The organism is Chloroflexia bacterium SDU3-3 (assembly GCA_009268125.1).
GTDB lineage: Bacteria > Chloroflexota > Chloroflexia > Chloroflexales > Roseiflexaceae > SDU3-3.
Map to the genome: position 1 here is coordinate 266,133 of WBOU01000002.1, position 13,766 is coordinate 279,898.

The 13,766-nt window shown below is 66.6% G+C and carries 10 protein-coding genes; 8 read left to right on the forward strand and 2 right to left on the reverse strand.

Annotated features, from left to right (window positions below; all coding sequences use genetic code 11):
• The first annotated feature begins 71 nt into the window (after positions 1-71).
• From F8S13_03990 to F8S13_04000, 3 genes are all read left to right on the forward strand, one after another.
• On the forward strand, positions 72-566 hold the full coding sequence (locus F8S13_03990; GenBank protein KAB8145004.1) for a nucleotide exchange factor GrpE: 495 nt from the start codon (positions 72-74) through the stop codon (positions 564-566).
• A 135-nt stretch (positions 567-701) separates the two neighbouring features.
• On the forward strand, positions 702-1,598 hold the full coding sequence (locus F8S13_03995; GenBank protein ID KAB8145005.1) for a J domain-containing protein: 897 nt from the start codon (positions 702-704) through the stop codon (positions 1,596-1,598).
• Positions 1,599-1,670: 72 nt separating this feature from the next.
• The gene (locus F8S13_04000; protein KAB8145006.1) at positions 1,671-1,883 is read left to right on the forward strand and encodes a hypothetical protein; all 213 of its coding nucleotides are present in this window, start codon (positions 1,671-1,673) and stop codon (positions 1,881-1,883) included.
• On the opposite strand, the gene F8S13_04005 is transcribed toward F8S13_04000, so the two are convergent.
• Positions 1,880-2,740 (reverse strand): hypothetical protein, encoded by an 861-nt coding sequence (locus F8S13_04005; protein KAB8145007.1) that lies wholly within the window; start codon positions 2,738-2,740, stop codon positions 1,880-1,882. The two genes, F8S13_04000 and F8S13_04005, sit on opposite strands and share 4 nt — an antisense overlap.
• 612 nt (positions 2,741-3,352) lie before the next feature.
• Between F8S13_04005 and F8S13_04010 the strand changes: the two genes are divergently transcribed.
• The 5 genes from F8S13_04010 to F8S13_04030 all read left to right on the forward strand — a co-directional run bounded on the left by F8S13_04010 (position 3,353) and on the right by F8S13_04030 (position 12,996).
• On the forward strand, positions 3,353-4,291 hold the full coding sequence (locus F8S13_04010; GenBank protein ID KAB8145008.1) for a YafY family transcriptional regulator: 939 nt from the start codon (positions 3,353-3,355) through the stop codon (positions 4,289-4,291).
• A gap of 343 nt (positions 4,292-4,634) precedes the next feature.
• Positions 4,635-10,154 carry a response regulator gene (locus F8S13_04015; protein ID KAB8145009.1) on the forward strand — a complete coding sequence of 1,840 codons (5,520 nt, stop codon included), beginning with the start codon at positions 4,635-4,637 and terminating at the stop codon, positions 10,152-10,154.
• Between the two features lie 68 nt (positions 10,155-10,222).
• Entirely contained in the window at positions 10,223-11,047 is an 825-nt protein-coding gene (locus F8S13_04020; GenBank protein ID KAB8145010.1) for a protein-glutamate O-methyltransferase CheR, read from the forward strand.
• A 31-nt stretch (positions 11,048-11,078) separates the two neighbouring features.
• On the forward strand, positions 11,079-11,681 hold the full coding sequence (locus F8S13_04025) for a chemotaxis protein CheB (GenBank protein KAB8145011.1): 603 nt from the start codon (positions 11,079-11,081) through the stop codon (positions 11,679-11,681).
• Between the two features lie 16 nt (positions 11,682-11,697).
• Positions 11,698-12,996 (forward strand): response regulator, encoded by a 1,299-nt coding sequence (locus F8S13_04030; protein KAB8145012.1) that lies wholly within the window; start codon positions 11,698-11,700, stop codon positions 12,994-12,996.
• Between the two features lie 3 nt (positions 12,997-12,999).
• Here the strand turns inward: F8S13_04030 and F8S13_04035 are convergent, their stop codons facing one another.
• Complete coding sequence (locus F8S13_04035; protein ID KAB8145013.1) at positions 13,000-13,728, reverse strand: hypothetical protein; 729 nt, start codon at positions 13,726-13,728, stop codon at positions 13,000-13,002.
• Positions 13,729-13,766 lie beyond the last annotated feature (38 nt).

A 13,766-nucleotide genomic window follows, 5' to 3' on the forward strand; every position in this document is an offset into this window, starting at 1 on the left:
TATCATGCTGCTGTGATGCTCGCGGCGGCGGTGGTGTTCTGGCGGCGCGACTGTGTGAAAGGGAAACCCCGATGACCGACCCGTTTTTTGGCCGACGCCAGAGCCTGGGCGAGTGCCAGGCCGAGCTGGCCGCCACGCGCAAGGAGAACGCCGAGCTGAAGGCCAGCTTCCTGCGGATCGCCGACGCGCTGGAGACCACGCGCAAGAATGTGGACCGCGACGTGGCCGCGCGCGTGACCGCGCAGACGCGGCGGGTGGCGCTGGCCCTGATCGACGTGGCCGACAACCTGGAGCGCGCCATGGCCTACGCCCCCGCCGACGACGCGCTGCGCCCCGGCGTGCAGGCCACGCTGCAGATGCTGCAGGCCACCATGGCCCGCGAGGGCGTGCTGCCCATGGATCTGGTCCCCGGCGCGGCCTACGACCCGCGCCTGCACGAGGCGGTGACGGGCCACCCCGCCGATGTGGACCGCGAGACCGTGCACCAGGTGGTGCGCACCGGCTACACGCTGGATGGCCAGGTGCTGCGCCCCGCCCACGTGGTGGTGGCGCTGCCGCGCGCCTAGCTGCCGCCGAGAATGCCCCGACGCCCCATGGTGCGCGCCGACGCGCTGCCGCCGTGGGGCGTTGCTGTGGCGCGAAGACTGCAAAAAACCAGAAAAGTGCTGTTTGAAAAATCTGTTTCCGAAGCGAGGTATACCATGGAGAACAACGATCTCTACGCCGTGCTGGGGGTGGCCCCCGACGCCGACGATGCGACGATAAAGGCGGCCTACCGCAAGCTGGCCCGCGCCTACCACCCCGACAGAAACGCGGGCGATGCCAAGGCCGAGGAGCGCTTCAAGGAGGTGAACAGCGCCTACCAGGTGCTGGGCGACCCCGAGCAGCGCCGCCAGTACGACGCGCTGCGCCAGCAGGCCCGCTGGCAGGGCCAGCGCCACGCGGGCGGCGGCCAGGCCACGCTCGACCCCGAGGACTTCGGCGATCTGTTCGGGGCCGATGGGCCATACGCCGATCTGTTCGGCTCGCTGTTTGGCGGCGCGGCTGGCCGCGCGGCCCAGCAGCGGCCCAGGCGCGGGCGCGACATGGAGATCGTGTGTGAAATCTCGCTGGAGGAGTCGTTCAATGGTGCGAGCCGCGTGATCCAGGTGGGTGAGCGCACAATCGAGGCCAAGATCCCGCGCGGCGTGGCCGATGGCTCGCGGGTGCGGCTGGCCGGGCAGGGCGCGGCGGGCGCTCCGGCGGGCGATCTGTTCTTGGTCATCCAGCTGCTGCCGCACCAGCGTTTCAGCCGCGAGGGCGACGACCTGACGGCGGATGTGGATGTGGACTTTCTGACGGCGGCGCTGGGCGGGGTGGCCCGTGTGGCCGGTCTGGATGGCGCGATCAAGCTGCGCATCCCGCCGCGCACCCAGGCGAGCACGCGCTTCCGGCTGCGCGGCAAGGGCATGCCCCGCCTGGGCAGCCCCGATCAGCGCGGCGATCTGTATGCGCGGGTGCGCCTGGTGCTTCCCGAGAATCTGAGCGATGCGGATCTGGCGGCGCTGCGGGCGCTGCGCGATGGCACGCGGTCTGCACAGGCAAACGAGCAGAACTAGCTGAAGCAGAGAGGAGCGATCCCCTCGGCCCTGCACGTGGGGCCGAGGGGCCGATGAGCGATGAGCAATATGATGACAAGCGAGTATATGCTGCCGGGGTCGGCGCAGGGGGCCGCGCTGGCGATGGGCGACTGCCCCGCCGCCGATGCGCTGCCCGATGAGGTGTGGGCCACCTTCGCCGCGCTCGATCTCGACCGCGCCAGCGTCGAGGCGTTTATCGCCATCCGCCGCCGCGTGGCCGCCCTGAAGGCCGAGCTAGCCCGCCGACGCGCGGCGCTGGCCTAGATCGCCCCGTAGGCCCGCAGCGTGCGCACGGCCTTCACCGTCACCCATCCCCGCCACTCCAGCGCGCACGCAGGGCTGATCGCATCCCACATTATTTCCCACCCTCCATCCTCGCGCTGCGCCGCCGCAAGCGCCGCGAGGCTTTTTTGCACCCGCCGCTCGTCGAACAGCGTGCGGCAGTAGCTCTGCGGGCTGGGTGCCCAGTCGAGCACGCCGTGGGCGTAGCCCGCCGCGCCCTCGTCGGCCACCGCGCCAGCGTCGAGGATGCGCTTGCCGATGCGGCGCAGCTCGCGCTCGGCCCGGGCGCGCTCGGGGGAGTGCTCTAGGAAGCAGATCATGGGCATCAGATCATGGTACTCGGTCGAGTCGGACTGCTCGATGGCCTTCCAGCAGAAGGGCACGGCCTGTTCGAGCCAGGGGTGGGCCACGCCGTGCTTGAGCAGCAGCCCGGCCAGCGCCGCCGTGGGGTTGGCCGAGGCGGGCGGGTTCTCGCTGGGCGTCCACCAGGGCGCGTGGGGGTAGCCTGCCACCGTGGGCAGCACGTAGGGCACCCCGCCCTCGGGCGTGGTGATACCCTGCAGGTAGGCGCAGGCCCGCGCCACCATGGGGTCGGCGAAGCTGTGCAGCATGTCGAGCACGTGGAAGGCGATCTCGACGGGCTGCGGCGCGCTGAGCGGCGTGCGGATGTCTGGCTCAAGCGCGTGGCCAAAGCCGCCATCATTGTTTTGGTAGGCCCGCAGCGCGTCGAGCGCGGCCTGGCGTGGCCCGCCGAGAAAGAGGTGGGAGAAGATCTGTCGGTCGATCAGCCGCGCGTTGCCCCAGATGTAGGATGCGGCCCGCTTGATGGTCTCTGGCATGATGAGTTCTCCTCTATAGCTGCCCACGATATGATCTGCCGAAGCAGGCTGTTGCTTCTCCGCCCCGCTCTTCTCTCCGGCGTTCGTTCTAGGTGCCGCGCCTTTTCTGCGCTGCGCGTGTGCTGATCAGTTGGGCTGTTCCCCTTTCCTGCTCACGGGTGCCGATGGGACTGCCGAGCTTCTGGGCAGCATTGGCGAAGGCCAGTGCACCGCTGGCGGAAGGCAGTGCACCGCTGGCGAAGGCCAGTGCACCGCTGGCGAAGGCCAGTGCACACCTGGCGAAGGCCAGTGCACACTCGGCGGAAGGCAGTGCACACTCGGCGGAAGGCAGTGCACCGCTGGCGGAAGGCAGTGCACTGCTGGCGAAGGCCAGTGCACCGCTGGCGGAAGGCAGTGCACCGCTGGGAAATCACAGGGTTGAGCTTGCCGATGTACCTGGTGCCCGCCGCCATAGAAAAAAGCCGCAGGAAATGACACCATGTGCAACCGGCGCTGGTCACATGATGGTCATCGTTGGCGCTAGAGCGATGTGCGTAAACCCTGTACTATTGAGGATACACCGTAACGCGGATATAATCGATCCTCTTTTTTTCTGGCAAGGGATGCTTTCCAATGTATCACCCCACGAGCCGAGTGCTCACCGTGTTGGAGCTGCTGCAGTCGCACCCGCAGATCAGCGGGCCGGATCTAGCGGCGCGGATGGAGGTGGATGTGCGCACGGTGCGGCGCTATGTGGCCATGCTGCAAGATCTGGGCATCCCCATCCGCTCGGTGGTGGGGCGGCAGGGCGGCTACGCGCTGCGCCCCGGCTTCAAGCTGCCGCCGCTGATGTTTCGCGACGAGGAGGCCATGGCGCTGTGCCTGGGGCTGCTGGTGGCGCGGCGTCTGGGCCTGGGTGCCACCGCCCCCACCATCGAGGGCGTGCTGGCCAAGGTCGAGCGGGTGCTGCCCGATGCGCTGCGCGAGCGGGTGCAGGCGCTCTACGCCACCCTGGAGCTGGATGTGGCTGGCCCGGCTGCGGTGGTGGAGAGCGTGCACCTAGGCATCTTGGGGCTTGCCACCCAGCGCGGGCGGCGTGTGCTGCTGCGCTACGCATCGGGCGAGGGTGTGCGCGAGCGCGAATTTGAACCCTATGGCGTGGCCTGCTATGGCGGGCGCTGGTATACCGCAGGCCGCTGCCTGCTGCGCGACGATCTGCGCGTGTTCCGGCTCGACCGCGTGCGCCACCTGGCCCTGCTGGATGCCGAGTTCGCGCCGCCGCAGGGCTTCGACTGCCTAGCACACATCACCCGATCGTTTGCCGATATCCCCGATATATGGGACTGCACGGTGATCCTTGGCACAGATCTTGCTTTGGCACGTAGTGCGTTCCCTGCATCGCTGGCGGTGCTCGAAGAGATAGAAGGTGGCACGCTGCTACGATCCTCGATCGACGATCTGGACATGCTGGCCCGCCAGATAGCGCGGCTTGGCTGTCCAATTACTGTGCTTGGCCCACCCGAGCTGCGCACCGCATTCCAGCGGCTTGCGGCGCTGCTGGCTGCGGCCTGACGCACATGTGTAGGGGTTATACGTTTTGGTTTGGCAGAACATTTTTACCACCAAGATTTCAAGACCCCAAGGAACAAAAGGGAACACATCCTATGGTTTCAGCATTGCTTGTTTGATCTGGATGTATTAGTTTTGGCAAACGTATAGGCCTTGTATGTGCCTAGCCATAGTCTGCCTGATTCGCAAGTTGATGGTATAGTTACACTGCCCTTCGCATAAAAAGCTAAGCCCTTCCCCCACCGCCCTCAAGCCGCCGCGCTGGCCGTGGGATACCTGGCCTACCACGTATGCGCCCAGGCGCATGCCACAAAATCCGTATCCGAGCACGAGGAAAAACACATCCATGACAGTAGCAGAGGATACCGACTCGTTAGACACGCGCAAGCTGCTGCGTGTGCTGATGGCGGTGAAAAAGGGTGATTTCTCGGTGCGCATGCCCGATGACCACACCGGCATCGCTGGCAAGATCGCCGATACGCTCAACGATATTATCGCGCTGAACGAGCGCACCACCCGCGAGTTCGAGCGGATCAGCACCGTGGTGGGCACCGAGGGGCGGCTCTCGCAGCGTGCTAGCCTGGGCGATGCCCACGGCAGCTGGGATGCCAATGTGGAGGCGGTAAACACCCTGATCTCCACCCTGGCCCAGCCCACCACCGAGGTGATCAACGTGATCGGCTCGGTGGCGCGTGGCGATCTCTCGCGCACCATCCCGCTGGAGATCGAGGGCAGGCCGCTGCAGGGCGACTTCTTGCGCACGGCCACCATGGTCAACACCATGGTGGATCAGCTGAACGGCTTCGCGTCGGAGGTGACGCGTGTGGCGCGCGAGGTGGGCACCGACGGCAAGCTGGGCGGCCAGGCCGAGGTCAAGGGTGTGGCGGGGGTCTGGAAAGACCTGACCGACAATGTGAACTCGATGGCCAACAACCTGACCGGCCAGGTGCGCAACATTGCCGAGGTGACCACCGCCGTGGCCAACGGCGATCTGAGCAAGAAGATCACCGCCGATGCGCGCGGCGAGATTTTGGAGCTGAAGGATACCATCAACACGATGGTGGACCAGCTGAACTCGTTTGCGTCGGAGGTGACGCGGGTGGCGCGCGAGGTGGGCACCGACGGCAAGCTGGGCGGGCAGGCTCAGGTGAAGGGCGTGGCGGGGGTCTGGAAAGACCTGACCGACAACGTGAACTCGATGGCCAACAACCTGACCGGCCAGGTGCGCAACATCGCCGATGTGACCACCGCTGTGGCAGGCGGCGACCTGAGCAAGAAGATCACCGCCGACGCGCAGGGCGAGATCTTGGAGCTGAAGAACACGATCAACACGATGGTGGACCAGCTGAACTCGTTCGCGTCGGAGGTGACGCGTGTGGCGCGCGAGGTGGGCACCGACGGCAAGCTGGGCGGCCAGGCCGAGGTGAAGGGTGTGGGCGGCACCTGGAAAGACCTGACCGATAATGTGAACCTGATGGCCAACAACCTGACCACCCAGGTGCGCAATATCGCCGAGGTCACCACCGCCGTGGCGGGCGGCGACCTGAGCAAGAAGATCACCGCCGATGCCAAGGGCGAGATCCTCGACCTGAAGAACACCATCAACACCATGGTGGATCAGCTGAACGGCTTCGCGTCGGAGGTGACGCGGGTGGCGCGCGAGGTGGGCACCGATGGCAAGCTGGGCGGGCAGGCTCAGGTGAAGGGCGTGGGCGGCACCTGGAAAGACCTGACCGATAATGTGAACCTGATGGCCAACAACCTGACCACCCAGGTGCGCAACATCGCCGATGTGACCACCGCCGTGGCCAAGGGCGATCTCTCGCGCAAGATCACGGTCGATGCGCAGGGCGAGATCCTGGAGCTGAAGAACACCATCAACACCATGGTGGACCTGCTGAACGGCTTTGCGTCGGAGGTGACGCGGGTGGCGCGCGAGGTGGGCACCGAGGGCAAGCTGGGCGGCCAGGCCGAGGTGAAGGGTGTGGGCGGCACCTGGAAAGACCTGACCGACAACGTGAACCTGATGGCCAACAACCTGACCACCCAGGTGCGCAATATCGCCGAGGTCACCACCGCCGTGGCGGGCGGCGACCTGAGCAAGAAGATCACCGCCGACGCCAAGGGCGAGATCCTCGACCTGAAGAACACCATCAACACCATGGTCGACCAGCTGAACTCGTTCGCCTCGGAGGTGACGCGCATCGCCCGCGAGGTGGGCACCGAGGGCAAGCTGGGCGGCCAGGCCTATGTGCGCGGCGTCGGCGGGGTCTGGAAAGACCTGACCGACAACGTGAACTCGATGGCCTCGAACCTGACCGGCCAGGTGCGCAATATCGCCGACGTGACCAAGGCCGTGGCCAACGGCGATCTCTCGCGCAAGATCACCGCCGACGCGATGGGCGAGATCCTCGACCTGAAAGACACGATCAACCGCATGGTCGATCAGCTAAACTCGTTCGGCTCGGAGGTGACGCGGGTGGCGCGCGAGGTGGGCACCGACGGCATCCTGGGCGGGCAGGCCAACGTGCCCGGCGTGGCGGGCATCTGGAAAGAGCTGTCCGACAACGTGAACTCGATGGCCAACAACCTGACCGGCCAGGTGCGCGGCATCGCTCGCGTGGTGACAGCGGTGGCCAACGGCAACCTGAAGCGCAAGCTCACGCTCGACGCCAAGGGCGAGATCGCCGCGCTGGCCGAGACCATCAACGAGATGATCGACACCCTGGCCACCTTCGCCGACCAGGTGACGACCGTGGCGCGCGAGGTGGGCATCGAGGGCAAGCTGGGCGGCCAGGCCAACGTGCCCGGCGCGTCGGGCACCTGGCGCGACCTGACCGACAACGTGAACCGGCTGGCCGCGAACCTGACCACCCAGATCCGCACGATCGCCGAGATCGCCACCGCCGTGACCAAGGGCGACCTGAACCGCTCGATCGACGTGGAGGCCCAGGGCGAGGTCGCCGAGCTAAAAGACAACATCAACCAGATGATCGCCAACCTGCGCGACACCACGCTGAAGAACACCGAGCAGGACTGGCTAAAAACCAACCTTGCCCGCTTCAGCCGCCTGCTGCAGGGCCAGCGCGAGCTAGAGACCGTGACCCGCATGGTGCTGTCGGAGCTGGCCCCGCTGGTGCACGCCCAGAAGGGCCTGTTCTACATGATGAGCGAGGACGACGGCCAGCCGCTGCTGCGCATGCTCAGCGCCTATGCCTTCCGCGAGCGCAAGCACATTTCCAACCGCTTCCGCATAGGCGAGGGCCTGGTGGGCCAGTGCGCGCTGGAGAAAGACCGTATCCTGATCACCGATGTGCCGCGCGACTACATCCAGATCAGCTCGGGCCTGGGCGAGGCCCCGCCGCGCAACATCGTGGTGCTGCCGGTGGTGTTCGAGGGCCAGGTGCGCGCCGTGATCGAGCTGGCCTCGTTCCAGAGCTTCAGCGACATCCACCTGACCTTCCTCGACCAGCTGATGGAGAGCATCGGCATCGTGCTCAACACGATCGAGGCCAACATGCGCACCGAGGTGCTGCTCTCGCAGTCGCAGTCGCTGGCCGAGGAGCTGCAGGGCCAGCAGGCCGAGCTGACCGAGACCAACCAGCGGCTGGAGGAGCAGGCCCGCACGCTTAAGGCATCCGAGGAGCTGCTGAAGCAGCAGCGCGAGCAGCTGCAGCAGACCAACGAGGAGCTGGAGGAGAAGGCCGAGCTGCTGGCCCGCCAGAACCTGGAGGTGGAGCGCAAGAACCGCGAGATCGAGCTGGCCCGCCAGTCGCTGGAGGAGAAGGCCGAGCAGCTGGCGCTCTCATCCAAGTACAAGAACGAGTTCCTGGCCAACATGTCGCACGAGCTGCGCACGCCGCTCAACTCGATGCTCATCCTCTCCAAGCTGCTGGCCGAGAATGTCGACCGAAACTTGAGCGAGAAGCAGACCGAGTTCGCCAACACGATCTACGCATCCGGGTCGGATCTGCTCAGCCTGATCAACGACATCCTCGATCTGGCCAAGATCGAGTCGGGCACCATGTCGATCGATGCCGACGAGATCGCCTTCGCCGACCTGCGGCTCACGCTTGAGCAGGGCTTCCGCCCGCTGGCGCACGACAAGCAGCTGGAGTTCACCATCGACCTAGACAGCCAGCTGCCGCGCACGATCACCACCGACACCAAGCGGCTGCAGCAGGTGCTGCGCAATCTGCTCTCCAACGCCTTCAAGTTCACCGAGCAGGGCGGCATCCACGTGAAGATCGCCCCGGCGCAGGGCGGCTGGTCGCCCGACAGCGGCGCGCTGAACAGCGCCACGCGCGTGATCGCCTTTAGCGTCAGCGACACCGGCATCGGCATCCCAGCCGATAAGCAGCGCATCATCTTCGAGGCCTTCCAGCAGGTGGATGGCACCACCAGCCGCAAGTACGGCGGCACCGGCCTGGGCCTCTCGATCAGCCGCGAGATCGCCACGCTGCTGGGCGGCGAGATCCGGCTTTCCAGCGAGATCGGCCAGGGCAGCACATTCACGCTCTACATCCCCGACGACTACTACGCCCTGCCGTCCGAGGGCGAGCCAGCGCCGCGCCGCGAGCCACCGAGCCTGCCGCCGCGCCGCCCTGCCCTGCCCGCCGAGCCTGCCGCCGCGCCCGCCGAGAGCGCGCCGCAGCCCCAGATCGCCGACGACCGCGCCGAGATCCACGAGGGCGACCACACGCTGCTGATCATCGAGGACGACCCGACGTTCGCGCGCATCCTGCTCGACACCGCCCGCGAGAAGGGCTTCAAAGGCATCGTGTCGCTCAGCGGCGAGGAGGGCCTGCTGCTGGCCCGCCAGTACCGCCCGCAGGCGATCACGCTGGATCTGGTGCTGCCGGGCGTGGGCGGCTGGACGATCTTCGACCGCCTGAAGCACGACCCATCCACGCGGCACATCCCCGTCCACATCATCTCGGGCGTGGATGAGCGCCAGCGCGGCATGCACCTGGGCGCGATCGCCTACCTGACCAAGCCGGTGACGAAAGAGGCGCTGGATGACGTGTTCACCAGCATCCACGGCTTCCTAGAGCGCAAGGTCAAGAACTTGCTGATAGTGGAGGACGACGAGGTGCAGCGCCAGAGCATGATCGCCCTGATCGGCAACGGCGATGTGCACACCACCGCCGTGGGCAGGGGCGAAGAGGCCCTGGCCATCCTAGCCACCGAGCACTTCGACTGCATGGTGCTCGACCTGGGCCTGCCCGACATGTCGGGGGTCGATCTGATCAAGCGCATCAAGCAGCAGCAGAGCCTCAGCACGCTGCCGATCATTGTCTACACCGGCAAAGATCTGAGCCGCCGCGAGGAGACCGAGCTAAAGCGGATCTCGGACACGATCATCATCAAGGATGTGCAGTCGATGGACCGCCTGCTCGATGAGACCGCGCTGTTCCTGCACCGCGTGGAGGCCAACCTGCCCCAGCCCACGCGCCAGATGCTGGAGGAGCTGCACAAGTTCGACCCGGTGCTGGCGGGCAAGAAGGTGCTGATCGTCGATGACGATGTGCGTAACATCTTCGCGCTCACCAGCGTGCTGGAGCGCCACAACATGCAGGTGGTCTACGCCGAAAATGGCCGCGATGGCATCGAGATCCTGCAGGGCACGCCCGAGATCAGCATCGTGCTGATGGATGTGATGATGCCCGAGATGGATGGCTACGACACCATGCGGGCCATCCGCAAGCAGCGCAAGTACAAGGCGCTGCCGATCATCGCGCTGACGGCCAAGGCCATGAAGGGCGACCGCGAGAAGTGCATCGAGGCGGGCGCGTCGGACTATATCACCAAGCCGGTCGACACCGAGCAGCTGCTCTCGCTGCTGCGCGTGTGGCTGTATAAATAGCGGGGGCTACGCCGAACCAGGATGGATCTGCGGTGCGCGCAGCCGCACCGCAGATGGGCGCAAGAGCTATGGCAAAAAATGACCTTGAGGAGATCGAGATCCAGCTGCTGCTGGAGGGGATCTACCGCCACTATGGATTCGACTTCCGCGACTACGCGCTGGCCTCGCTGCGGCGGCGGGTGTGGAACAGTGTGCGCGCCGAGGGCCTGAGCACCATCTCGGCCCTGCAGGATCGCATCCTGCACGACCGCGCGGCCCTGGAGCGCTTTCTGCTGGGCGTGTCGGTGAATGTGACCGCGATGTACCGCGATCCGAGCTTCTACCTGACCTTCCGGCGGCGGGTGGTGCCCATCCTGCGCACCTACCCGTTCATCCGGATCTGGCACGTGGGCTGCTCGACCGGCGAGGAGGTCTACTCGATGGCCATCCTGCTGCAGGAGGAGAACCTCTACAGCCGCTGCCGGATCTACGCCACCGATATGAATGAGGAGGTGCTGCACCAGGCCCAGCAGGGCATCTTCCCGCTGAACCGCATGCGCGAGTACACCAGCAACTACCTGCGGGCCGGCGGCCTGCGCTCGTTCTCCGAGTACTATACCGCCGCCTACGAGAGCGCGATCTTCAGCGCATCGCTGCGCGACCATGTGGTATTCTCGCAGCACAACCTGACCATGGATGGCCCGTTCAACGAGTTTCACGTGATACTCTGTCGGAATGTGCTGATCTACTTCAACCGCGCGCTGCAGGAGCGGGCGCACAGCCTGTTCTACGACAGCCTGGTGATGTTTGGCCTGCTCGGGCTAGGTCAGCAGGAGACGATAGCCTTCAATACCCACGAGCACCACTACGAGGAGCTGGTGCGGGGCGAGCGTCTGTATCGGCGTATTGCCTAGCGTGGCGAAGCTGGCGCGCGAGGGAGGGCATATGGCGCAACCGTATGGTCTGGTGGTGGTCGGCACATCGCAGGGCGGCCTGAACGCCCTGATCCAGCTGCTGGGCGGCCTGGATGCCAGCTTCCCGCTGCCGCTGGCGGTGGCCCAGCACCGCTCGCCCGAGGATGGGCACGGGCTGGCCGATTTCCTCTCGCAGCATAGCCCGCTGCCGGTGGTGGAGGTGGAGGACAAGTCGCCGATCACGCCGGGCCAGGTGGCCCTGGCCCCCGCCGACTACCACCTGATGATCGATGGCACCACCTACGCGCTCTCGACCGAGGCCCCGGTCAATAGCGCGCGACCCTCGATCGACGTGCTGTTCGAGACGGCGGCCCTGGCCCTGGGCGCGCGCGCGGTGGGCATCATCCTCACCGGCGCGAGCCACGATGGCGCGGCGGGCCTGGCCGCGATCAAGCGCGCTGGCGGCGTGGCGGTGGTGCAGACCCCGGCCAGCGCCGAGAGCCGCACCATGCCCGAGGCGGCTATCCACGCCACCTCGGTTGACCACCTGCTGCCGCTGGATGAGATCGCGCCGCTGCTGCAGCGCCTGCGCCATGGCGGCGCTACCACGCACTCCAAGGACCATCGCTCATAGGCTGAGGTGACCTGACATGCAATCTGAACATCCGGTAAATATCCTGCTTGTCGATGATCGCCCCGAGAATCTGCTGGCGCTTGAGGCGCTGCTGCGCCCGCTGGGCCACACCATTGTCAAGGCTTTCTCGGGCACCGAGGCCCTGAAGAGCCTGCTGCAGCATGATTTCGCGGTCATCCTGCTGGATGTGCAGATGCCGGGCATGGATGGCTTCGAGACCGCCGAGCTGATCCGCGGGCGCGAGCGCTCGCAGGGCACACCGATTATCTTCCTGACGGCCGTCAACACCAGCGAGGGCCATGTCTTCCACGGCTACTCGCTGGGCGCGGTCGACTACCTGCTCAAGCCGATCGTGCCCGAGATCCTGCTGTCGAAGGTGAATGTGTTTGTCGACCTGTGGGTGAAGACCGAGAAGATCCGCCGCCAGGCCGAGGAGCTAGAGCAGCGCGTGCAGGAACGCACCGCCACCCTGGCCGAGGCCAACGCCGCGCTGCGCAAGGAGATCGCCACCCGCCAGCGCGCCGAGGGCGAGCTGGCCCAGGCCCTGGTGCGCGAGCAGCGCGCCCGCGCCGAGGCCGAGGCCGCCGTGAAGCTGCGCGACCAGTTCCTCTCGATCGCCTCGCACGAGCTGAAGACCCCGCTCACCACGCTGTTTGGCTACGCCCAGCTCATCCAGCGCCGCTTCGAGCGCGCAGGCGAGGTCGAGCAGCAGAACAAGCGCCTGATTGATGTGGTGGTCGAGCAATCCAGCCGCCTGAATCGCCTGATCGAGACCCTGCTCAATATCTCGCGCATCCAGACCGGCCAGCTGCAGATCAGCGCCCAGCCGATGGATCTGGCCAAGCTGATGCGCCACGTGGCTGGCCAGGTGCAGTCTATGCTCGATCAGCACACGCTGCTGCTTGAGGGCTGCGACAGCGAGCTGATGATCGATGGCGACGAGCTGCGGATCGAGCAGGTGCTGCACAACCTCATCCAGAACGCGATCAAGTATAGCCCGGCTGGCGGCCAGATCGCCGTGCGGCTTGAGGACGACGAGGCCACCTGCACGATCTCGGTGGTCGACCGTGGCATCGGCATCCCAGCCCACGCGCTCGACCGCCTGTTTGACCGCTTCTACCGCGCCGACAACGCCGACGCCCGCAACATCAGCGGCATGGGCGTGGGGCTGTTTGTGGTGCGCGAGATCGTGGAGATGCATGGCGGGCGGATCGAGGTGGAGAGCCAGCTCGACCGCGGCAGTACCTTCCGGGTGCGGCTGCCCAAGGTCTGGCGGGGCGAGCCAGCCGCCGCGCAGGCCGCCGCCGAGGCCTAGCGCCTAGGCCGCACGGTAGCCGCCACCCCGCAGCACGGGCGCGGCGGCGCTGCAGCCCAGCTCGGCGGCCAGCGCCACGTCGGGCGCGAAGCCCTTCTCGGCCAGCTCGCGTCCGCTGGCGCACTGCAGCAGCAGCTCGGCCAGCCTGTCCCGCGCGGCCAGGAACGCCGCCTCGGCCACCTGGGCCTCGGGCGATTTCTCCCCGCGCATGTGGTGGATGATCGCCCCCGCCCCGATCTGGTCCTCCACCCCTGGCCGCAGGCTGCCGTCGGGCCAGCGCTCGCCCGCCGGGATGACGGCTACGCGCGGCCCGCAGGCCTGGGCCGCCCGCGCCACCGCCGCCGCGTTGCGCAGGCAGCCCGCGAAGGTGGGCGTGGCCCCTGTGCCCAGCGAGAGCGTCGCGCCGTTGGGCGAGGGCAGCACCAGCCTGGCCCCCGCCGGAAGCCCCAGCAGCGAGCGGGGTGAGAGCGTGTAGCCCTGGCTGCTGCGCGGCCCCGCCAGCAAGGCCCCGCGCTCGCGGGCGTACTCCTCGGCGCTGTCGTCGCGGAAGCGGTAGGGCAGCACCTCGGCCCCACGCTCCACCGCCACCGCCACGCACGTGCTGAACGACAGCACATCCACGATCACCACCGCGTCGCACAGCGGCGCAAGCTGGGCCACCCCGCGCTCGCCCCACTCGCAGCAGATCAATAGCTCATTCATCGATGTATACCTTTCCCTCGTTTTTGGCATCCGATTATTTTATGCCTAGGCGAGATCTCGCAGCATAG

Bases quoted from the DNA above. Each gene is read 5' to 3' on its own strand.
- F8S13_03990 (KAB8145004.1), top strand. From the start codon at position 72: ATGACCGACCCGTTTTTTGGCCGACGCCAGAGCCTGGGCGAGTGCCAG.
- F8S13_03995 (KAB8145005.1), top strand. From the start codon at position 702: ATGGAGAACAACGATCTCTACGCCGTGCTGGGGGTGGCCCCCGACGCC.
- F8S13_04000 (KAB8145006.1), top strand. From the start codon at position 1,671: ATGACAAGCGAGTATATGCTGCCGGGGTCGGCGCAGGGGGCCGCGCTG.
- F8S13_04005 (KAB8145007.1), bottom strand. From the start codon at position 2,740: ATGCCAGAGACCATCAAGCGGGCCGCATCCTACATCTGGGGCAACGCG.
- F8S13_04010 (KAB8145008.1), top strand. From the start codon at position 3,353: ATGTATCACCCCACGAGCCGAGTGCTCACCGTGTTGGAGCTGCTGCAG.
- F8S13_04015 (KAB8145009.1), top strand. From the start codon at position 4,635: ATGACAGTAGCAGAGGATACCGACTCGTTAGACACGCGCAAGCTGCTG.
- F8S13_04020 (KAB8145010.1), top strand. From the start codon at position 10,223: ATGGCAAAAAATGACCTTGAGGAGATCGAGATCCAGCTGCTGCTGGAG.
- F8S13_04025 (KAB8145011.1), top strand. From the start codon at position 11,079: ATGGCGCAACCGTATGGTCTGGTGGTGGTCGGCACATCGCAGGGCGGC.
- F8S13_04030 (KAB8145012.1), top strand. From the start codon at position 11,698: ATGCAATCTGAACATCCGGTAAATATCCTGCTTGTCGATGATCGCCCC.
- F8S13_04035 (KAB8145013.1), bottom strand. From the start codon at position 13,728: ATGCCAAAAACGAGGGAAAGGTATACATCGATGAATGAGCTATTGATC.